We start from the raw sequence: 19,673 nt of genomic DNA on the forward strand, positions 1-19,673 counted from the left end.
TTTTTTGGATCGATTGTTGAACATGATGTCTTTTGACGTATTTTGTCACCATCGTACGAAATAGCTAGGTTGCGAAAGCTATGTGGTGAATTACGAAGTGTGTTGGTTGAAAGTGCACAAGTGTGATTCTGCGTTTTAATTCGTTTTTGAGAAGGGGTTCCGTCTACTGTAAACTTCTCGAAGAAGTTGTTTAAAACGGAGTATACATTAAGAACGAGCACATTCTCAATCGTACAAAGCAGAAGCTCTGGGGCGTGATGGAAAACGCCCCAAGCGTGGCTTTGCCAAAATTAACTGAATAAAGTCAAGCATCTGATCTCGGCTTTCCAACAGATAAACTAACGTTAAGGGTTATTTCGAATGGTGCATTCTTTTTCGCTGGGCGGATATGAGCTCAACTCGGAAGATAAGCCACCGGTGTTTTTAGCGGAAATCGGGGGTTTTTTTGGTCAAGATGTTGAGTTGGCTTCAGAAATGGTCCAGCGGATAATTGGCATTGGGCAATCAATCGCTGAACAGCCAATGGTACTAAAAACGGAAATTCTCCACGATGCGGAGATATGTTTGCCTGGTGACACACTTGAAACTTATGCATCTAAAGATGGCCGAGTACAGCAGGAAAACTACAGAGATTTAATAGAGCGTAAGGTACTCTCACTCAACAGCTACGAGAAGATCTTGCGTAATTGTAGTGATGCAGGGGCGCCCTTTATTGTATCTGTTTACGACTTCAAAGGAGCAGACTTTGCGCATGAAATAGGAGCTTGCTCCTTAAAGATAGCCTCAGCAAATTTGGTGCATATTCCACTAATTCGGCACTGCGCTACTAAGGGGCTGCCTCTTGTAATAGATACTGGCCGTGCAACTCTCTTGGAAGTCGAAATGGCGGTCAAAGCGGCGAGGGAGGCCGGATGTAATGACATTGTTGTCGAACACAGTCCCGATGGCCATCCAGCATTGCCAAAAGCGCATAACCTGAGGATACTTCAAACCTACAGGGAGAGGTTCAATCTGCCTGTAGGCCTGTCTGATCATCACACCGGCATTGAAATGCTCTATGCAGCAATAGCTCTCGGAGCTGCTGTTGTCGAAAAGGGGGTGCATGTCGATCCTGATGATCTCGATATTGATATTTCACACACCATGGATCTTGATGATCTGCCAGAAGTCCTGCGTTCGGTACATAATGTTTGGTTATCTCTCGGTAATTTCGAACGAGACATAGGGATTCCGATTGAGGGAGTGATAGGAACTTCACAGCGTCAGTGCCTAGTGGCGGCCAAAGATATGAGTGTTGGCGACCCTATTGATTTCGGTAACGTGCGTTTTGCATTTCCGTGTCGCGGCATCCCAGTTCAAGACTGGGATAGTGTTCGCGGTCGGAAACTCTCGAGAAAAGTGTTGGCTGGGCTGCCGATTCAGTGGGCCGATGTCGCCCAGTAACTTTAGTATTCGCCCACCAGCTTGGGAAGGGCTAGAGCCAGCGATACCAGGTTGGGAGGTCGCTTCCAAAGATATCGCTTTCCAAATAGCAAAAGTTGTTGGTTCCGAAGGGAAGTTCTGGGCAGCAAAGTTTGGTGACGTTGTGTCTGATCGAATGTTTAGGCTCGACGAGCCAGACGGCCGGAAATTCATTTTTAAAATATTAGAAGACAGTGAAGTATGTCAATCAGAAGAGGCAGAAAAAGCCAGCGCGTGGCTCGCTTCTAACAAAGTTCCTGTAGTTGTTGCGTCAGGTCAGTACCGACTGCCGAGTGGCGAAGTCATCGTCAAAATGCCCTATCTTGAGGGGCGTCGTGTTGGGTTAGCTGTAGATGAGCTTTTTGCATTTGGTGTTAGCCTTGCTAAGTTGCATAAGGCTCTAAGGAACGTGCCTCATCGTGAACGTTGGAGGCTTAGGACTGCGCAAAGATTAAAGGCCTTATCAAAAACTCGACAATATATTGTGAGTAGTGGAGTGGAACTAGGCCCCTATCCGCAACGTCTTTTAAACTTAGCGAACGACGCAGAACTTGATTTTGAGAGATCTCAATGGTTCACACAGCCTTTGCATGGGGACGTTAACCCCGGTAACGTGCTGATTTTGAACAACACTCCTGTTTTTATGGATTTTGAAGATACTGCTCATAGCGTTCTTCCTGTTGAATACGAGGTTTTATTTGCAATTGAGCGTTTTGTTTTAGTTCGTGTAGACAACGATTTGGAAGCAAGCCGATTAGGAAAGGCGTTCCTGCATGGATATAGATCTCAAATAAAGACAGAACTACAAAGCGTCTATATTGAACCTGTTCAAGTTCTTAGATCCCTCGCACTTCGATCATTGATGGTTCTTGTCAATGGAGAGCTTTCCGGGTCAAAAGTTTTAGAAAGTGAATGGAAAAAATTCTTCTTTCTTGAGAAAATGTCCCGTTATCGCGCTGAAGTGATTCTAAATATTTTTAAGGACTAATATCTTTGAAATACAAAATACTTCTTACAGCAAGAGATCCTGCAGCAGCTCTTCATCTAATCGAAATAGCTAAGTGTTCTAGGAACTTTGATGACCTTCATATCGATATCGTTACGCAGCAGCCGGCGAGCAGGTATTTTGATGAGGCAGGCTTTCTAACCACCGTAGTGGATCTTCCGCCCGCTAAAGAAATGCCTTCGGTTGAAGGGGAAAATCTACTTCAAAAATCGCGGGATCTGATCGATTCTTTGAAGCCAGACGCTGTTTTGAGTGGATTGTCTACTCCATTTGATGGGGGGCTGGATGAAGCAATTACAGCTGTTTTCAAGGGGCCAAAATTCGTTATGCAAGACTTCTGGGGGGAGGCTAACCAGTTTTTTGGGGCCCGAGCTCAGCTATATTTCGCCCTGGACGATGAGGCTGTGCGTCTAAGCGAAAACCGTCATGGGCTTAATGCTGTCAGTGTGGGGTCCCCTCGGCACTCCGCCTACCAAAGCATGGATATTAATGCGATTAGAGAAAAAGAAAGAAGGCGAATTGGTGCATCCAAAGAAACAACTGTCGTTGGGTTTTATGGGCAGGCATTGCACTGGGTTAAAGGATACAGGAATACTTTGAATGCATGGGTCGATGCAATGATCGCTCAAAAGGGAGAATACAAAGCGCTATACCGACCACATCCCAGAGAAGATAAAGGCGATATACGTTGGACCGTTCAGCGTTTTGCGGATGCTGGGATGCCATGTGTTATCTGCCAGGGGCAAGATGTCGAGCACTCTCTTTTGACGTGTGATGTCGTATGTAGCGCATTTTCAAATTGCACCTATGATGTTGCCTATTTGAACTATTTTTCTGAGGTTCCACTTATCACACCGGTCTCCTTGTTTTTTGATCCAGAGATTATCGATTATTTCCACAAGATGGTTAAACTCGATGAATTTCCGTACTTAAAATCGGGCTTGGTCCTGGCAATTAACGACGTTCGAGACCTATCGAGTGTTTTGGCGTTGGCCGGTTCTAAGCGGGTTAAAGAGAAGTATTGGTCTGCAGCAAAGCACTTGCCAAGTCCTATTAAAGCCCCTGAAATCGTTCTTAATCACATTCATAGTTCTCTTGTAGCAACCAATGCACGCTAAGGTACTCCCCAATCCAAGTCACGAAGAGGTAAACTCGCGATTTATTCGTCTAGACAATAATCCTGTAATTCTTGAGACTTCATTCCGCGGTTGGTGGGCATGGCCGATAGTTAAAGAGAGACTATGGCTATACTGTCTCAACAATTCGGTTGCTATTGAAGGGGGGAGCCGGATAGCGTTCTCGGAGGTTGTCCTTAGAATATCTTCAGGCTTATGGCAGGTTGTCGCCAACTTGTCGTACCCCTCTCATAAGAGTGGCGCTGTATTCTATGAGGCGCGGCCTGTATTATTGCCAAGTGGTCAGAAACTTCACCCTCATCTTGGAAATCTTGAGCGAATAGAACGAAATCGATCATGGATACATTATCGCTTTCCTTGGGGGCGTGCAGGAAAGCGGTTTCCTTTTCCCGGGGAAATTGAAGATTATGGAATTAGTTCGGTAGTTGCGGTTTTTGCGAGTGTCCTCAGAAAAAGAGAGAAGGAACAAAAAATTGCTAAGCTTCTATCCGATGAGCTCTTAAAAGAATTCCCACATCTTGATGTGAACGAGGTATTTAATCTAATTTCTGACCAACTAGCTCGCTTTTGCTGTAGATTTTTATTTACTAGGTGCCTTTTGGCTCGTTCTCGGGTCAGTAAGGTCATCGTCTTAGACGCCGACGGAAAAGTTCCCGAACTTGCTGCCGCAAAATCTTTGGGGATCCATGTAACTGAAATCCAGCACGGCATGTTTAGTACAAGGGAGCCAGACTACTCTTGGAGTAAACGCCACAGGTATGTGCCTTTCATGCGGGCGATCCCAGATTCCCAAGTAGTCTTTGGGGAGGTATGGGCAAGGCAATTACGCCAAGCCGGATACTGGTCACCAGAAAACATCCTTGTCGCGCGAAATCCTCTGATTGAAGAGTATCGGCAACTGTGGTCGCAGCAAAGGAAACTTGAAAAACCGGGTGGCCCTAGACCATTAAAGTTACTATTCCCCACTCAAGGTTACGTCCGGAGAGATGCTATTAGTTTCTGGACGAATGTGCTTGAAGGCATGACAAGTGCACAAAGTAACCTGTTCCATTTAAGTATAAAAATTCACCCGCTTGAGCGGCAAAGCGCGCGAGAATACCGCAAATTAGCCAAGAAATATCCCAGCACTGTTTCGGTTGTGCCTGATGACGTTGAGGCTTTCGATGCAATCATAGCCTCAGATGTAGTTGTTGGATACACTTCATTGATGATGGTTGAAGCAATCGGAATCGGGTTGTCGGTAATTGGGCTGCAAGAGCGTAATAGTGGAATGGGGATTGACGAGACCTTTAGAATGCCAGAGTTGGCGGAATTCGTTGTTCCTTGCTTTGACAAAAGCGAATTTTTCCAAATAGTTGGGAAGTTTAACAAAGAGCTTAATAGCGATGTTTCTGATGTTTCCAATTCATATTTGACTGCTAAAGTCGGTATATATAGCGTTGATGCGCCTTCAGTTGAGGATTTAGTGCTTTGAAGATAAACCATAAGGCCTCTTCAGGCAGGGCTCTTCTTGTTTCTCAGAGACCATCAGACTATGTCGAAATGAGGAGATGCGCTAAAACTTTGAAAAATAAAGGTTGGGAAATTCATTTCCTGTATTTTCATGGGGAAACCGGAAGTGATACTGATATCATTGCTTCCATTAAACAAGAGGAGAATGAAGGTGACTTCTCTCACGTTGAGTTACGCCAAATTGGTATGGGAAGGCGTTCTAAAACAGAAGCATCGTCAGATAGATTATCTAGTTTCACAAGATTATATGATTATCTTCTAGCGCTCTCTAAAAGAATTTTTTTGGGAAAAATAAAGGAGTTTTTGACAAAATATACGACTTTATTGATTCTGTATAATTCGGTTAGAATTGTTTGTTTTTATTTATCTGAAAAAAGAGCGTTGAAGGGGGTCGTCAAAACATCAAGTCCAGATGTTATCATCGTTCCTGAAGATGTAGTTGGGTATATATCTCCGCTAATAATTAAAGCTGGGCATGAGTTAAATATACCGACAGTAATAATTCCATACACGATTGCAAATGAACAAGAGGCATTCAAGAGTTTATGTGGAAATGCGCATTATCATTTGAAAGGAATCTGGAACCGCGCAATGGGAAAACTATTCCCGAATTGGGTTATGAGCCAAGATGGGGTATCTTTGGTAAGAATGCCAGCTCCTTATATTCTGGGGCAGATTCTCACTAAAACCTCTCCGCCAAATCCTTGGATGATGAATTCGGGTTTTGCAAACGTGATCGCGGTCGAAAATTTGGCAATGAAACATTATTATCTGCAGTCCGGAATTCCGAAAAAAAAAATAAGAGTGGTTGGGTCAATTTCGGATGATCATCTGGCACAGTTTAAAAATAATAAAGCACAAGAAGTGAGCAGATTGAAGGGCGACCTGCATATCGAGGGGGATAAGCCTATATTGGTTGTTGGGGGATGCCCTGATCAATCCGGTTGTTGTCCTTCCGGTTTCGAATACAGCGACTTCCACCAGTTCATTGTTCGCTTGGGAACTCTCCTTAAACCTCTCACGAATGTTTATGATGTAATTTTCCGCCCGCACCCCAATAATTTGGAAATGGGAATCGGGCTCGAAAAGTATGGGATTATTGTTACTGAATTTGATACAGCTAGGCTAGTAGCTTTGTCTGATGTTTATTTGGCTTTTGCTTCGGCTACGATCAGGTGGGCCATTGCTTGCGAAGTGCCCGTTGTTAACTATGACCTTTTCCACTACGACTATGACGATTTCAAGGGGGTGCCGGGCGTGCTTACCGTTGCCTCAGAGGATAGTTTCAAGAATGCGCTTGAAAGCCTAAGGCCTAATTGTGACAAGTTTCGGGATCTTCAGCGTGATGCAAAGCTGGCCGCCCATCGTTGGGGGATGCTGGATGGGAAGTCTGCAGATCGAATTGTCGCCCTTATTGAAGAAATGTGCGCATACGAGGACGTTGTTAGAGCTTCTGAGTAATGCGGTGTTAGATAGCTGCTGTTAGTTGTGAGAGGTTAAATGATTAATGTGGCAATAGTCGGCGCAGGGTCGATGGCAAAGGAGCACATTCGGGCTTTTAGTGCTCTGAATGGTGTGCAAGTTACCGGGATCTACAGCAGGACCCGTGCGAAAGCCGAAGCTCTGGCACAAGAGCACAACTTTGGCAATGTCTGCGACAACATTGCGGAGCTAAAGGAAAAAAGTGCTGCACATCTGGTGGTAGTTGCTGTTCCTGAGCTCGCAGCAAATGCTGTCGCTAAGGAGGTCTTCGTTCATGATTGGGCCGTTTTACTAGAGAAACCTGCTGGCTACGACTTGAGTGATGCAGAAGATATAGCTGCTGCGGCAAAAGGGCGAGATAAACCTGTTATGGTCGGGTTTAATCGCAGGTTTTACAGCAGCTTGCAAAATATTCTTCTCGATGTTGAACAACGAAATGAGCACCGCTACGTTCATGTTCAGGATCAACAAAATTACGAAGAGGCTCGCTTGCATGGGCATCCTGAAGAGGTTGTGCAGAAATTTATGTATGCCAATTCTATTCACGTCATTGATATGATGCTTTGCCTATGCAGAGGGAAAGTTACAAATGTTCAGCCTGTTATGCCTTGGAAGGGTGCAGATACTGAAGTGGTTCTGGCTCACATAAACTTTGATAGTGGTGATAGCGCTTTATATGAAGGGATTTGGAAGGGGCCTGGGCCATGGGCTTGTGCTTTGAGTACTCCAAGCCGCCGGTGGGTAATGCAACCACTGGAAAAAGCAGCTTACCAAAATGTGAATGAACGCGTTCAAAATCCCGTGGAAATTGATCCGATTGATGTTGAGTTTAAGGCCGGTTTTTTGCGTCAGGCCGAGGCTGTCATCGCTCGGGTGAGGGGGGAGGAAAGTCACGCGGTTAGCCTTGAAGATAGCCTTCATACGATGCGGCTCATCAACCAGATTTTTGGTGTTTGACAGTTGTTTTCGCGGTTTCGCCCGGTCATCAGCCGAGAAACTATCTCGGGAGCGTGTTGTCTCACTGGTTTTGGAAGGCCTTTTGGATTAGCTGCAGATCTGCAGGGAAGATATTACGTTGCAGACATGGATTTGCATTGTATTTTTCGGTTCGATGCGAAACTCGAATATTTTCAGTGGCTAGACAATGTCGCCGGGTGGTCATCCCCAGTCGAAGTGCTAAATGGTCGGGTGCAATCACACAAGCGTCGAAAACCTTTGGACTTTAATGGCCCGCATTCGATTGCAGTTGCGGCTGATGGTGCGATGTTTGTTACCACATATTATGATCCCGGCGTCATTATGCTCTCTTCGGAGGGGAGCCTCCTTAAAGTATGGGGGAGAGGAGAGGATAATGAGCCTACTTTGGCTGGACCCGCCACCGGGGTTTTAGGTGCAAATGGTCTTCTTTGGGTTACTGAGTATCGCTTGAACGCAGTGTTTGCATATGACACTTATACAATGTCACTGAAAGGCGCACTTGGGGGCGGGAGGCCTGGGTTTAGAGAAAGTGAAGGTTTCATGCCTGGAAGTGGTGCTTGTTTCTTTGATCGGCCGCATATGGCAAGAACTGATCATGAAGGAAACCTGATCGTTGTCGATACATGGAATCACCGGTTGCAGAAATTTAGCCCTGACGGCGAATTTATCGGATGTCTTGGAGGTGAGAAAAAGGGGTGGGTACGTACTGCAAAGTCCGTGGAAGCGTCAAAGAGCCTCGGAGCTTTTTACGCACCTGTATCGATAAGTTTCGATAGCCACGCAAACTTAGTCGTTACCGACTGGGGGAACAGTCGATTGCAGTGGTTCGACGCCGAAGGGCGCTTTGTGGCTGATGATTACAGTCTCCCGCTTGAGAACCCATATGATGCACAAATATTTGATGGTAGATGCGTAGTGGCAAACTCAGCAAAAGGCGAAGTTTACGTAAAGAGTTTACTTTAAATGGATAGTCTAGTAGTTGCCGGTGCTTCTGGTCATGCTCGCGTTATTGCATCTGCGGCACAGAAATCCGGGAAATTTTCCGTCCTTGGATACCTTGACAACAACTTACCTGCAGGACTTCTTGTAGACGGGCTGCCCATTCTCGGTGGAGACGATATACTTACAAATCTCAAGAAAAGTATAGCTGATTTAAAGGTGATTGTGGGGATTGGAGATAACGCTTTACGACAATCGGTCGCAGCTAAGATTAGTATAAAAGACTTTGCAACCGTAGTTCATCCTAATGCTGTTGTGGCCGACGATGTGCAGATTGGCGATGGTTCGTTCGTTGCTGCCTCCGCAACAATAAATGTAGGTGTCCGGATTGGATGTCATGTCATTGTTAATACAAGCTCATCTATTGATCATGACTGCGATATCGCGGATTTTTCCTCGATATCTCCCGGAGCAATACTGACGGGTGGTGTTTCTTTGCGGCGCGGTGCTATGATTGGCGCGGGCGCAGTAATTTCTCCGAATCTAGAGGTAGGCCAACACGCTGTCGTTGGAGCAGGGACAGTTGTAATCCGATCTCTTCCACAGGATACCTGTTGGGTAGGTGTTCCTGCTCGCCAGATCGCTAAATCCCCTAAACAATAAGGTTTGGAAGATGTGTGGAATTGCTGCGCTTATTTCACAAACTGCAAGAAGCCAAGCACATGACTTGGTGAAAATGTGCGATGCGATCGTTCATCGGGGGCCCGACGGTCAAGGTTATGCTTTTTTCAGTCAAGATGGCCGACAGAAACTTACTTGCACTCGCAAAGAGGCACTTCAACTGAAGTCAGAGAGAACAAGAGTCGCTCTAGGACACAGGCGGTTGGCGATTACTGATGTGTCCAGTGCCGCGAGTCAACCAATGAGTTTTGGATCTCAAAGACGATACTGGATCACATTCAATGGCGAGATATATAACTTCAAGGAACTTCGAGCAGAGTTGGAGGTTAAAGGTTACGGATTCACTTCGGACTCTGATACCGAAGTCCTAATCTGCGCCTACGCTGAATGGGGGAATGATTGCCTACGTCATCTTAACGGCATGTTTTCATTTGTTATATTTGACTCGATTTCCGAAACCATCTTCGCTGCTCGTGACCGATATGGGGTCAAGCCTCTGTACTGGTGGCGTCCGGATGCTCAGTCTCTGGCTCTAGCTTCTGAAATAAAACAATTTACCTTTCTATCCAATTGGGCTCCCAAGTTGGAACGCAAGGCTGCATTCGATTATTTGAACTGGGGTTTAACCGACCATACTTCAAAAACCTTGTTTGAAGGTGTTTGGCAATTGCCTGCGGGCCATTACGTTCAATGCAATATTGATGAAATAGCTTCCGCGTTACCAATAAAGCAGTGGTATGAGTTACCTCAAAAGTGTTGGAGGCAGCCTTATAAAGACTCGGTTGTGAATTTTAGAAACGTCTTCGTTAATGCTGTAAAACTTCGGCTAAATGCAGATGTTGAAGTTGGTGCTGCCTTGTCAGGGGGGCTAGATTCCTCATCTATCGTTTGTGTGGCGGATGTGCTTAATCGAGAAAGCGACGCTAAAACAATGCACACGTTCTCAGCCAGAGCTGTCGACAAACGATTTGATGAAGGCGATTTTATTGATTCTGTCTCATCAAAAACATCAACCGTTCAACATATGATTTATCCTGATAATGATGGCTTGCGGCGTGATTTGGACATGCTTATCTGGCACCATGATGAGCCTTTCGGATCGACCAGTGTCTACGCAGAGTGGAGAGTCTTCAAGGAATCAAAAGAGGCGGGGATAAAGGTCGTGCTTGACGGTCATGGTGCTGACGAAACCCTTGCAGGATATAAGAGTAATGTTGGTTTTTTCCTATCCTCCCTTCTCACCAGAGGAAAATTTGGGCAGTTCTTGAAAGAGTTTTCAGCGCAAAGAAAATATCAGAACAAAGCTCTTCTTTTTCTACTTGTCGAGATACTTGATAACCTGGCTCCTAATTGGTTACGGCAATTTGCTAGAAAATTAAGCGGGCGCTCAGTGTCTTGCCCTTCGTGGATCAACACCGAGTTATTGGGAATTATGCCTGTCGATCCGATGCAGAGCCTTCAAAAGCGACAGGAACCAAATCTCTCAGGTTTGTCTCGCGCTCAGTTAACTGCGACCAGCTTGCCGATGCAGTTAAAGTGGGTGGATCGGGACTCTATGGCGCATTCCATAGAAAGTCGGGCACCGTTTATGGATTATCGTCTTATTGAGTTAGTGCTCAGCATGCCGGATGAATATAAGTTTGATGGTGGGGTATCTAAGAGAATTCTGCGCTCCGCAATGAAGCAGTTGCTGCCGGAAAAGGTTCGAAACCGAAAAGATAAGATGGGGTTTGTAACGCCGGAGGAAATTTGGGTGTGTAAGGACAGTCCTGCCGATTTCAAAAGGATGCTCAAAGATGCCGTAGAAAACTCTCAGGGGATACTGAAAGAAGAAGCGTTCAACATTGGCTCGGCGATGATTGATGGTGATCTTCCATACAATTCTAGGCTGTGGAGAATGATTTGCTTTGGGCTGTGGATGAAACGATTTAAAGTTCGGGTATAGAGATGATTACCGTAGTGAACTGGGGGGCAGGAAATATTGGTTCTATAACCAATATGCTAAACTATCTCGGGATCAAGGCAGAGATAGCGACCGACTGGAAACAGATAAAAACTGCCGAAAAGATTATCCTGCCGGGTGTGGGAGCATTCGATCACGGTATGCGAAGCCTAAACGAGCTTTGCTTCACAGAGGCACTAAATGAAGCTGTTCTGGATCGCAAAGTGCCTGTTCTTGGTATCTGCCTCGGAATGCAATTGTTGTGTGATGGTAGCGATGAAGGCGACCTTGCTGGCTTGGGGTGGATTCATGGCAGGGCAAAGCGTTTTGACCTTCAAGATAATGCTCAAAAACTGCGGGTTCCTCATATGGGGTGGAGCGAGTTGAAACTCGTTCGAGGTGGTCGTCTGTTTGATGACACGGCAGATCAAAACAGATTCTATTTTGTGCATTCTTATCATGTCGTCTGTCATAAGGCTGAAGATGTGATAGGGACTGTGTGGCACGGCTCCGACATAACAGCGGTTGTGGAACGAGGAAACATATTTGGCGCACAGTTCCACCCGGAAAAAAGCCATCGTTTCGGCATGAAGCTTTTTGAGAGGTTTTCAGGGCTTGAAGCAGGATGAAAACTAGAGTGATTCCTTGCCTCCTGATCGCTGATGGAGGACTTGTTAAGACAACGGGCTACAAGAGACCATCTTACGTGGGTGATCCGATTAACGCTGTCCGGATATTTAACAGTAAAGAAGTCGATGAATTAATGGTGCTTGATATATCGGCAAGCAAGCAAGGAAGAGCTCCTGACTTTAATGCCATTGGTGAGATCGTAAGCGAGGCATTTATGCCGGTTGCATATGGAGGAGGTATAACAACCGAGAGGCAGGCTGGTGAGTTGCTTGCCCTGGGAGTGGAGAAAGTCGTTCTCAACAGTATTCTTGCCGATGATCCTGGCTTGGTCAGTATTTTGGCTAAGCGCTTCGGGTCGCAAAGTGTTGTCGTTTCAATCGATGTAAAAAAGCAAGGGATTACGAGGCAATATCATGCGATGACCCATGGTGGCACGCGGAAGACCGGGCAAAAGCCGAAGGACTTCGCACAGGAAATGGTTATGCGCGGAGCAGGGGAAATACTTCTGAATGCAATTGATCAAGATGGAACTCTATCGGGATATGATTTGCAGCTGATTAATGAGGTTGCAAGTTGTGTAGACATTCCGATAGTGGCTTGCGGTGGTGCTAGAGATATCGCAGATTTTGAAAAAGCAACGAAAGCTGGCGCATCTGCCGTGGCTGCCGGAAGCTTCTTCATTTATCACGGCCCTCATCGTGCCGTGCTGATATCGTATCCGAACCGTAGTGAACTTGAGAATGTCTTACCGTAATGAATGATCGCACTTTAGACAGCCAAATTTGTTCGAAATGTGTAATGGACACCTCAGATCCCGAAATTTCGTTTGATCAGTTTGGGGTATGTAACCATTGCAAACAGGCAGAGTTGAGCCTGGCACAGGTTAAACTAACACCAGACGAAACTCGGCAGAAGATCGGTCAACTGGTGGATAGAATTCGCAGCTACTCAGCTGATCGGAAATACGATGCAGTTGTAGGTATGTCTGGCGGGGTAGACTCATCTTACGTTGCATTGCTCGCTCATAAACTTGGTTTGAGAGTCTTGGCGGTGCATTTCGACAATGGATGGAATTCCGAAGTTGCTGTGAAGAATATTAAGACCCTAGTCGATGCTTTCGGATTTGACCTCGAAACCTACGTAATTAATTGGCCTGAATTCAGGGATTTACAACGGAGTTTTATCCGTGCCGGTGTCGTCGACATAGAGATGCTCTCCGACCACGCAATTATGGCGTCAATGTTTGATTTAGCTAAGCGTCATAACGTTCGGTATGTTCTTTCGGGCACCAATATTGCCACAGAACACGGTATGCCTAGAACTTGGGTGTGGAACAAGAATGACCTTACGAATATTGAAGACATCCACAGAAAATTTGGCGAAATTAAGCTAACGTCATTTCCTCGTATGGGTTTATTAAAGAGTACAATTCGGCGAAAATTCCACATGGGGTTCGAGTTTGTCGAAATTCTTAATCTAGTTAATTTTCGCAAAGATGCTGCTATGAAAGTTTTGAGTGAGGAAACTGGATGGACATATTATGGAGGAAAACACTACGAATCGATATTTACGAAATTCTACCAAGCGTACATTTTACCGGTCAAATTTAATATTGATAAACGAAAAGTCCATCTGTCAGCTTTAGTTAGAAATGGTGAGCTCACACGAGCGCAAGCGCTGTTGGAGCTCGAAAAACCTTTGTACCAAGAAGATGAACTTCGCAGAGATCAAGCCTACGTCCTTAAAAAGCTTAATCTAAGCCAGGGAGAGTTTGATACTGTCATGGCGGCAGACCCTGTTCCCCACAGTTGCTACCGCACGGATAAGAATATTCGCATTATAATTAAGGATATAGCGGAAAAATTGGGGCTATGACGCAGGTGGCTACCAAAAAATATCGTCTGGCTTATCTCAGTCCTGAGCCTAACAGAGAGGGCCATGCGTCCTATACGCATGTTCACGAAATTGTTCGCCATCTTAGGGATATAGGGTGGCAGGTTGATCTGTTTTGTCCTGATTATGAGCAGAGTAGGTTGCCCGGGGCTTTGTCTCGGGTGGCGGGGATTGCTCGTAGTTTAACGCTTATTATTTTCAGGAGGCAGCCAGACATTTATTACATGCGCTGGCATTTCGCGGCTTGGCCATTGGCGCTTTGGGCTAAAATAGGCGGTGTTCCAACCGTTGTAGAAGTCAACGGCCCAATAGATGATTTGTTTATCGCCTGGCCACATACAAGAAGATTCAAGGCATTCTTCTCTTGGTTGATGAAGAGTCAACTCAATTGGTCGGATGCTGTGGTGGCTGTTACGCCCGGTCTGGTAAGTCTTTCCAAGAAAATCTGCGGAGAAGAGAAGTTTGTCTCGTTAATCCCAAACGGCGCAAATACAGATGTGTTTTCTCCTGAGGCTGCCAAAGAAGTGAACGGTTTAACAGAAATATTGCCTAGAAGGTTTTTGATTTTTTTTGGCACCATGGCTCGTTGGCAGGGTATTCGAACTATCCTAGAAGCAATCGAAGAACCTGCTTGGCCAGCTGGGATGCATGTGGTTTTTGCGGGTGATGGCGAAGATCGTGAATTTGTCGAAATGGCAGCAGAACGTCTAGACCACGTGCACTATTATGGCCGGGTGCCTTATCAGACATTAGCTACAATTGTTGCGCGCGCGACAGGGGCTTTAGTCTGCCCCGAAAACTTGGAGGGACGGGCAGTCACAGGGTTGGCCCCCCTCAAGTTGTTCGAAAGTTTGTCGTCCGGCGTTCCAGTAATTGCTACCAATCAGCCGTTTCAAGCAGAACTCATACGTGAAGAGAATTGCGGCATAGTTATCGAGCCAGGGCAGCCGGAGGTTTTGGCAAATGCCGTGTCGAAGCTCGTCGAGTCAGAAGATCAGCGCCTGAAATGGTCTGAAAATGCGCGGAGAGTAGTTGTTCAAAGCCATTCTTGGCTAGCTAGGGCTAAGGACACAGATAGTGTTCTTCAGGCCGTTCTTTCATTTAAGGCAACGTAAAATAGATACTACAAAAGTAGCATATCTCATCACTATTTCATAAAGATTCTGGGACTTTCTCGATATGAATAAATTCGCGTTAATCGGAGCTGCCGGATATATCGCGCCACGGCACATGAGGGCGATAAAGGAAGTTCAGGGTGAGCTGGTTGCGGCTTTTGATCCTGCAGACAGCGTTGGGGCTATGGACAGTTATTTTCCAGACGCAAGTTTTTTTACGGAGTTTGAGCGCTTTGACCGTCATATTGATGTCCTATCCCGTTCAGGAAACGGTGTGGACTACATGTGTGTTTGTTCGCCGAACTATTTGCACGATGCGCACTCACGCTTCGGTTTGAGATCCGGGGCAGATGTAATATGTGAAAAGCCGTTGGTGCTGAATCCATGGAACCTTGATGGCTTGCAAGAGATGGAGCAGCATACCGGCAGGACGCTTTACACAATTTTGCAGCTCCGACTCCATCCCGCGATTATGGCTCTAAAACAACGCATTGATGCGGCTCCAATCGATAAGATATTTGAAGTCGACCTGACCTACATTACATCGCGCGGTGCTTGGTACTATGTGTCATGGAAAGGAAATGAAGCGAAATCAGGCGGAATTGCTACGAATATTGGGGTGCATTTTTACGATATGCTTTCATTTGTGTTCGGTGAGTTGCAGTGTAATAATGTGCATGTTCGTGAGCCGAGCCATGCAGCAGGATATCTAGAATTCAAACGTGCGCGTGTCCGCTGGTTCCTCTCAGTCGATCGAAATGACCTTCCAACCCAAACCCCAGATGGTCAAACGACCTATCGATCAATCACCGTCGATGGTGATGAAGTTGAGTTCTCTGGTGGGTTTACAGACCTGCATACGCGGAGTTACCAAGATATTCTTAACGGCGGTGGGTTTGGTATAGATCAGGTGCGTCCATCAATTGAGTTGGTATCGTCAATTCGCAGCAAAGCTTTGGAACCGCAAAAAGGCGATATGCATTCCTTTGTTATAGAGCGAAACTAACGTATGGAAGATTCTCGATCTCGTGCCCCAAATTTTGCCTCGGTGACAGTTCATGAAAGTGCCTATGTGGACATGCCTGTTAGAATTGGCAAGGGAACCAAAATCTGGCATTTCTCGCACGTTTTGCAGAATACGGTAATTGGTGAAAACTGCGTTTTAGGTCAGAATGTTGTTGTTGGCCCGGATGTAACCATCGGTAATCAGGTTAAAATCCAGAACAATGTTAGTGTCTATAAGGGCGTGACGCTGGAGGACGACGTTTTTTGTGGTCCTTCATGTGTATTTACAAATGTGAATAATCCAAGGGCTAATATCGAGCGCAAGGATGAGTTTCGCTCGACCTTAGTCAAGCGAGGTGCGAGCATCGGCGCAAATGCTACAATCGTATGCGGTCATACTTTAGGTGAGTATTGTTTCGTCGCTGCAGGATCCGTTGTAGCAACGGACGTTCCTGACTATGCGCTGATGGTTGGAGTTCCAGCCAAACGTGTTGGTTGGGTTAGTCGTGCCGGTATGAAGCTAGATAAAGACCTCGTATGCCCACATGATGGCTCTCAGTATCAGTTAAACGATTGTGGGACGCTGGAATTTGTAGGCGGCAAACCAGAATGAGTATTCCTTTTATTGATTTGCAGGCCCAAAGAAAAGCTTTGGGGCCGCTTCTAGATGAAGCTATTAAGCGTGTGCTAGAACGTGGAGATTTCATTCAGGGAAAGGAGGTTCAAGAGTTCGAAGAAGCTCTTTCCCTTTTTACCGGTGCAGTTCACTCCTTGACATGTGGTAATGGCACTGATGCGCTCACTTTAGTCGGTATGGCCGAGGGCTTGGGCGCCGGAGATGCTGTATTTGTTCCAGCATTTACATTTGTCGCTACTGCTGAAGCATTCAGCGTTCTCGGTGCAACTCCATATCTGATAGATGTTGACCCTATCACGTTCAACTTGTCAGTGGAGAGCCTGAAACAGGGAATTGCTGACTCAAAATTGGCTGGCCTAAAACCTAAGATGGTGGTCGCTGTTGATTTGTTTGGTCAACCGGCTGACTACAACTCAATAAAAGACGTTTCAGAAGAACATGGTCTGATACTAGTTGCTGACGCAGCGCAAGCATTCGGCGCATCGTTATACGGCAAAAGGGTAGGTACTTTGGCCGATTACACTACGTTGAGTTTCTTCCCGGCCAAACCGTTGGGGTGCTACGGCGATGGTGGTGCGATATTAACAGACTTGGATGGCAAGGCTACACTTATCAGATCATTAATGCAGCATGGTAAGGGGGGTGAAAAGTACGATAATGTTAATATCGGTTTAAACAGCCGCCTTGATACGATCCAAGCTGCTATTCTTCTTGAGAAACTCAAAGTATTCGAAGATGAGCTGAGTTCGCGGAACGAAATAGCGAAAAGATACAGTAAAAGTCTTGAAGAATTTGCTGAAACGCCTTCTTTGATAGAAGGTGCAATTTCAAATTGGGCGCAATATACCATCAAATTAGAGCGAAGAGACGAGGTTCAGTCCAAGCTTAAAGAGGTAGGGGTTCCTACTGCTGTTTACTACCCAAAACCACTGAATCAGCAAAACGCATACATGCATTACCCTGTAGTCTCTAGCGGCGTAACCGTGTCAGAAAAACTCGCTAGCCAAGTACTCAGCTTGCCGATGCACGCATACATGCCTGAAAAGACCCAGCAGCAGATTATAGAGCACGTTATTGATGCCATAACCCAATAAATACCCTGGGTACTAACTTCGCGACAAATCGATTTGGGTTTGTCCCTTGGTAGCAACAAGTTGGGTGGTGCTTCGTCTTTATGCGCCCTGAAATCTAAGTTCTGTAGAACTCATTTAACTGAGCTCTCCGTGGCAAGTTGGGCGCGCTCCGGCGCCCAGCGCAGGGTCAGGCGCGCCAGAAGGGCGATGATGATCAGGGTCAGGATCACCCGCCCGACCAGAACCACCCAGATATCGGCCCCAAGCGCCAGCATGATCGCCGTATCCTCGATCAGGGAATGCGACAGCGACAACCAGCTGAGTGATAGGAAAAGCGTCCTTGGCGGATAGTTGTTCTTGCGCGCCTCATCAATGATCAGCGCCCCGCCATAGGTAATGCCAAGTAGCACACCAATGGTGGTTACCGGTGCTACGTCGCGTGAAATGCCCGATATACGCAGGACCGGCATCATCGCCTGTGTGATGCGCGCCGTGACCCCGGTTTTCTCGAGCAGATCAAGCAGGATCAGCAATCCGACAATCACGCCAAAGGTCACCAGAAGCGATTTGAACATTTGGATCGACCAGTCGATCCAACCGGCCAGTCCACTGGCGGCAGTCGTGGTTTCACTCCCCGCCATCCAGGAAAAATCAACCGGCTCGGAAAGCCATCCGGTGATATCACTCACCCAGGTCACCAGTGCGGCATATCCGATTGCGGCACCGACGCGAAGGGCGGTGGTCGCCCAAAAACTTGCCCCGGCCCGTTTGACAATCGCCTGTTCGACCGGCAGGCCGTGGGCAAACAGCATCATCGCACACAGCGCACTCAGCTGTGCGGCGGTCATATCAAGGTGTGCTGCCAGCCCGACAAACGCACCGACCGCGCCATACATGCTGACCAAAACGCAGGTCGCCCAGATCAGCCCGGCCTCCGGCGGCAGTCCGATCAGCGCCATCACCGGTGCCAGCCAATTGGATACCAGTTCAACCGCCCCGAATTCCTCGGCAATGCGGACAACCACCATCACGGGCAACATCACCTTGATCAGGGTGATGAACAGTTTCTGGCTGCGGTTGATCAGGTCAAAGGCATAGCGATGCATGGGGCGGCAATCCGGTTAGGTATTGAGGGTTTTAATGCTGGTGGTAGGCGCATGTAAGGTCGTTCAAGGCCGCGATCATGCCACGGGTTTTTGATTTTTGTGCAGCGTATTTGCGCATCTTCGTGCAATATGGAAGCGTTATTAAGCTGATTGGCGCGGTGGAGTTGCGTGATATGCCCGAACTGGATCAGATCGATACCAAAATCCTGCGCCAGTTGCAGGAAAACGCCGATATCCCCAATGCGGAATTGGCTGACCGGATCGGCTTGTCGCCGTCGGCCTGTTTGCGGCGCGTGGCCAAGCTGCGTCAATCAGGTGTGATCCGCAAAACCGTCGCGGTGATCGACCCGGCACAGGTCGGACGTCCGCTGGGGGCGGTGATCAATCTTGAATTCCATCGTCACGGCAATCAGTTCCGCCCAGACTTCATCCGCAAGGTCCGCAAACTTGATGCCGTACGCCAATGCCATGTCGTCACCGGCGAAGTCACCGGGGTGATGATTTTGCAGATGCGTGACATGGCGGAATATACCGCCCTTTGCGAAACGCTTTTTGATGCCGACGACAACATCGTCTGGTACCGCACCTATATCATCACCGAAACGCTGAAGGATGAATTCGGACCGGCGATCTAGCTTTCATGTGAATGTCAGTGGTCGATATGATCAAGATCATGGACGCGCCCACCGGTTCGCGATAGTTTTTGGCTTATGAACAAGCTGCTCCATATCTTCATGACACTGTGTTTGCTGAGCGCCTCGGTCGCGGGCATGACACATATATCTGCTTCCGCCTCGGCAATGCCGATCGCAGGGGCCAGCATGTCTCATGGAACCATGGAACAGATGATGGCCGATTGCGATGATTGCGCGGCCTCGCCACAGGTGGCCGATGCCTGCGATATCATCTGTGCTGTCCCGGCCGTGATTGCGCGTAAGGAACCGCTGGCAAACCTCCTTTCGGTCAAACAGCTTCATATCCTGCCCGTGGCCCATCGCGCCGCTGGCATTACGCAACGCCCGGAAATCGCCCCGCCACGCCTTCTTTCCTGACCCGACCCGGTACTTGGCGGCATTG

At 47.1% G+C, this 19,673-nt stretch carries 19 protein-coding genes; 18 read left to right on the forward strand and 1 reads right to left on the reverse strand.

Features of this window, described 5'->3' with window-relative positions; genetic code table 11:
- The first annotated feature begins 360 nt into the window (after positions 1-360).
- The 16 genes from WBY09_RS04965 (at position 361) to WBY09_RS05040 (ending at position 17,511) form a co-directional block, all read left to right on the forward strand.
- Positions 361-1,443, forward strand: a complete 1,083-nt coding sequence (locus WBY09_RS04965) for an N-acetylneuraminate synthase family protein (protein ID WP_064779744.1) — start codon at positions 361-363, stop codon at positions 1,441-1,443.
- Positions 1,430-2,449 carry a phosphotransferase gene (locus tag WBY09_RS04970; RefSeq protein WP_064779743.1) on the forward strand — a complete coding sequence of 340 codons (1,020 nt, stop codon included), beginning with the start codon at positions 1,430-1,432 and terminating at the stop codon, positions 2,447-2,449. The genes WBY09_RS04965 and WBY09_RS04970 overlap by 14 nt, the downstream gene beginning before the upstream one ends.
- A 5-nt stretch (positions 2,450-2,454) precedes the next feature.
- Positions 2,455-3,585, forward strand: a complete 1,131-nt coding sequence (locus WBY09_RS04975; protein ID WP_064779742.1) for a hypothetical protein — start codon at positions 2,455-2,457, stop codon at positions 3,583-3,585.
- Between the two features lie 289 nt (positions 3,586-3,874).
- Entirely contained in the window at positions 3,875-5,077 is a 1,203-nt protein-coding gene (locus tag WBY09_RS04980; RefSeq protein WP_167351182.1) for a hypothetical protein, read from the forward strand.
- A gap of 89 nt (positions 5,078-5,166) precedes the next feature.
- A complete protein-coding gene (locus tag WBY09_RS04985) occupies positions 5,167-6,576 on the forward strand; it encodes a hypothetical protein (protein WP_197145868.1) in 1,410 nt (469 codons plus the stop codon).
- Positions 6,577-6,615: 39 nt separating this feature from the next.
- The gene (locus WBY09_RS04990) at positions 6,616-7,554 is read left to right on the forward strand and encodes a Gfo/Idh/MocA family protein (RefSeq protein ID WP_209272103.1); all 939 of its coding nucleotides are present in this window, start codon (positions 6,616-6,618) and stop codon (positions 7,552-7,554) included.
- Positions 7,555-7,680: 126 nt separating this feature from the next.
- Positions 7,681-8,538 (forward strand): NHL repeat-containing protein, encoded by an 858-nt coding sequence (locus WBY09_RS04995; protein WP_286791713.1) that lies wholly within the window; start codon positions 7,681-7,683, stop codon positions 8,536-8,538.
- Complete coding sequence (locus tag WBY09_RS05000) at positions 8,539-9,177, forward strand: acetyltransferase (protein ID WP_336232128.1); 639 nt, start codon at positions 8,539-8,541, stop codon at positions 9,175-9,177. It abuts the gene before it with no gap.
- A gap of 10 nt (positions 9,178-9,187) precedes the next feature.
- Positions 9,188-11,140: an asparagine synthase (glutamine-hydrolyzing) gene (asnB, locus tag WBY09_RS05005; RefSeq protein ID WP_064779737.1), complete on the forward strand. Its 1,953-nt coding sequence runs from the start codon at positions 9,188-9,190 to the stop codon at positions 11,138-11,140.
- A gap of 2 nt (positions 11,141-11,142) precedes the next feature.
- Complete coding sequence (gene hisH / locus WBY09_RS05010; RefSeq protein ID WP_064779736.1) at positions 11,143-11,766, forward strand: imidazole glycerol phosphate synthase subunit HisH; 624 nt, start codon at positions 11,143-11,145, stop codon at positions 11,764-11,766.
- Positions 11,763-12,521: an AglZ/HisF2 family acetamidino modification protein gene (locus WBY09_RS05015; RefSeq protein ID WP_064779735.1), complete on the forward strand. Its 759-nt coding sequence runs from the start codon at positions 11,763-11,765 to the stop codon at positions 12,519-12,521. Before hisH ends, WBY09_RS05015 begins: the two co-directional genes overlap by 4 nt.
- Positions 12,521-13,642 (forward strand): N-acetyl sugar amidotransferase, encoded by a 1,122-nt coding sequence (locus WBY09_RS05020; protein ID WP_064779734.1) that lies wholly within the window; start codon positions 12,521-12,523, stop codon positions 13,640-13,642. The genes WBY09_RS05015 and WBY09_RS05020 overlap by 1 nt, the downstream gene beginning before the upstream one ends.
- Positions 13,639-14,775, forward strand: coding sequence for a glycosyltransferase family 4 protein (locus WBY09_RS05025; protein WP_064779733.1), 1,137 nt, complete (start codon positions 13,639-13,641; stop codon positions 14,773-14,775). The genes WBY09_RS05020 and WBY09_RS05025 overlap by 4 nt, the downstream gene beginning before the upstream one ends.
- A gap of 64 nt (positions 14,776-14,839) precedes the next feature.
- A complete protein-coding gene (locus tag WBY09_RS05030) occupies positions 14,840-15,781 on the forward strand; it encodes a Gfo/Idh/MocA family oxidoreductase (protein WP_064779732.1) in 942 nt (313 codons plus the stop codon).
- Between the two features lie 3 nt (positions 15,782-15,784).
- A complete protein-coding gene (locus tag WBY09_RS05035) occupies positions 15,785-16,393 on the forward strand; it encodes an acyltransferase (RefSeq protein ID WP_064779731.1) in 609 nt (202 codons plus the stop codon).
- A complete protein-coding gene (locus WBY09_RS05040; protein ID WP_197145861.1) occupies positions 16,390-17,511 on the forward strand; it encodes a DegT/DnrJ/EryC1/StrS family aminotransferase in 1,122 nt (373 codons plus the stop codon). The genes WBY09_RS05035 and WBY09_RS05040 overlap by 4 nt, the downstream gene beginning before the upstream one ends.
- Positions 17,512-17,621: 110 nt before the next feature.
- Here WBY09_RS05040 and WBY09_RS05045 read toward each other — a convergent pair whose 3' ends face one another.
- Positions 17,622-18,596: a nucleoside recognition domain-containing protein gene (locus WBY09_RS05045; RefSeq protein ID WP_197145859.1), complete on the reverse strand. Its 975-nt coding sequence runs from the start codon at positions 18,594-18,596 to the stop codon at positions 17,622-17,624.
- A 173-nt stretch (positions 18,597-18,769) separates the two neighbouring features.
- Between WBY09_RS05045 and WBY09_RS05050 the strand changes: the two genes are divergently transcribed.
- Together WBY09_RS05050 and WBY09_RS05055 are read left to right on the forward strand one after the other, a co-directional pair.
- Positions 18,770-19,231, forward strand: coding sequence for an Lrp/AsnC family transcriptional regulator (locus tag WBY09_RS05050; protein WP_197145857.1), 462 nt, complete (start codon positions 18,770-18,772; stop codon positions 19,229-19,231).
- Positions 19,232-19,417: 186 nt separating this feature from the next.
- On the forward strand, positions 19,418-19,648 hold the full coding sequence (locus tag WBY09_RS05055) for a hypothetical protein (protein ID WP_147419458.1): 231 nt from the start codon (positions 19,418-19,420) through the stop codon (positions 19,646-19,648).
- The last annotated feature ends 25 nt before the right edge of the window (positions 19,649-19,673 follow it).

The sequence above is a fragment of the Thalassospira sp. CH_XMU1458 genome (assembly GCF_037027205.1).
Classification (GTDB): domain Bacteria; phylum Pseudomonadota; class Alphaproteobacteria; order Rhodospirillales; family Thalassospiraceae; genus Thalassospira; species Thalassospira tepidiphila.

What these genes read in the sequence shown, in the direction of transcription:
- WBY09_RS04965 (WP_064779744.1), top strand. Translation starts at nt 361, where the DNA reads ATGGTGCATTCTTTTTCGCTGGGCGGATATGAGCTCAACTCGGAAGAT.
- WBY09_RS04970 (WP_064779743.1), top strand. Translation starts at nt 1,430, where the DNA reads ATGTCGCCCAGTAACTTTAGTATTCGCCCACCAGCTTGGGAAGGGCTA.
- WBY09_RS04990 (WP_209272103.1), top strand. Translation starts at nt 6,616, where the DNA reads ATGATTAATGTGGCAATAGTCGGCGCAGGGTCGATGGCAAAGGAGCAC.
- WBY09_RS04995 (WP_286791713.1), top strand. Translation starts at nt 7,681, where the DNA reads ATGGATTTGCATTGTATTTTTCGGTTCGATGCGAAACTCGAATATTTT.
- WBY09_RS05000 (WP_336232128.1), top strand. Translation starts at nt 8,539, where the DNA reads ATGGATAGTCTAGTAGTTGCCGGTGCTTCTGGTCATGCTCGCGTTATT.
- asnB (WP_064779737.1), top strand. Translation starts at nt 9,188, where the DNA reads ATGTGTGGAATTGCTGCGCTTATTTCACAAACTGCAAGAAGCCAAGCA.
- hisH (WP_064779736.1), top strand. Translation starts at nt 11,143, where the DNA reads ATGATTACCGTAGTGAACTGGGGGGCAGGAAATATTGGTTCTATAACC.
- WBY09_RS05015 (WP_064779735.1), top strand. Translation starts at nt 11,763, where the DNA reads ATGAAAACTAGAGTGATTCCTTGCCTCCTGATCGCTGATGGAGGACTT.
- WBY09_RS05020 (WP_064779734.1), top strand. Translation starts at nt 12,521, where the DNA reads ATGAATGATCGCACTTTAGACAGCCAAATTTGTTCGAAATGTGTAATG.
- WBY09_RS05025 (WP_064779733.1), top strand. Translation starts at nt 13,639, where the DNA reads ATGACGCAGGTGGCTACCAAAAAATATCGTCTGGCTTATCTCAGTCCT.
- WBY09_RS05030 (WP_064779732.1), top strand. Translation starts at nt 14,840, where the DNA reads ATGAATAAATTCGCGTTAATCGGAGCTGCCGGATATATCGCGCCACGG.
- WBY09_RS05035 (WP_064779731.1), top strand. Translation starts at nt 15,785, where the DNA reads ATGGAAGATTCTCGATCTCGTGCCCCAAATTTTGCCTCGGTGACAGTT.
- WBY09_RS05040 (WP_197145861.1), top strand. Translation starts at nt 16,390, where the DNA reads ATGAGTATTCCTTTTATTGATTTGCAGGCCCAAAGAAAAGCTTTGGGG.
- WBY09_RS05045 (WP_197145859.1), bottom strand. Translation starts at nt 18,596, where the DNA reads ATGCATCGCTATGCCTTTGACCTGATCAACCGCAGCCAGAAACTGTTC.
- WBY09_RS05050 (WP_197145857.1), top strand. Translation starts at nt 18,770, where the DNA reads ATGCCCGAACTGGATCAGATCGATACCAAAATCCTGCGCCAGTTGCAG.
- WBY09_RS05055 (WP_147419458.1), top strand. Translation starts at nt 19,418, where the DNA reads ATGTCTCATGGAACCATGGAACAGATGATGGCCGATTGCGATGATTGC.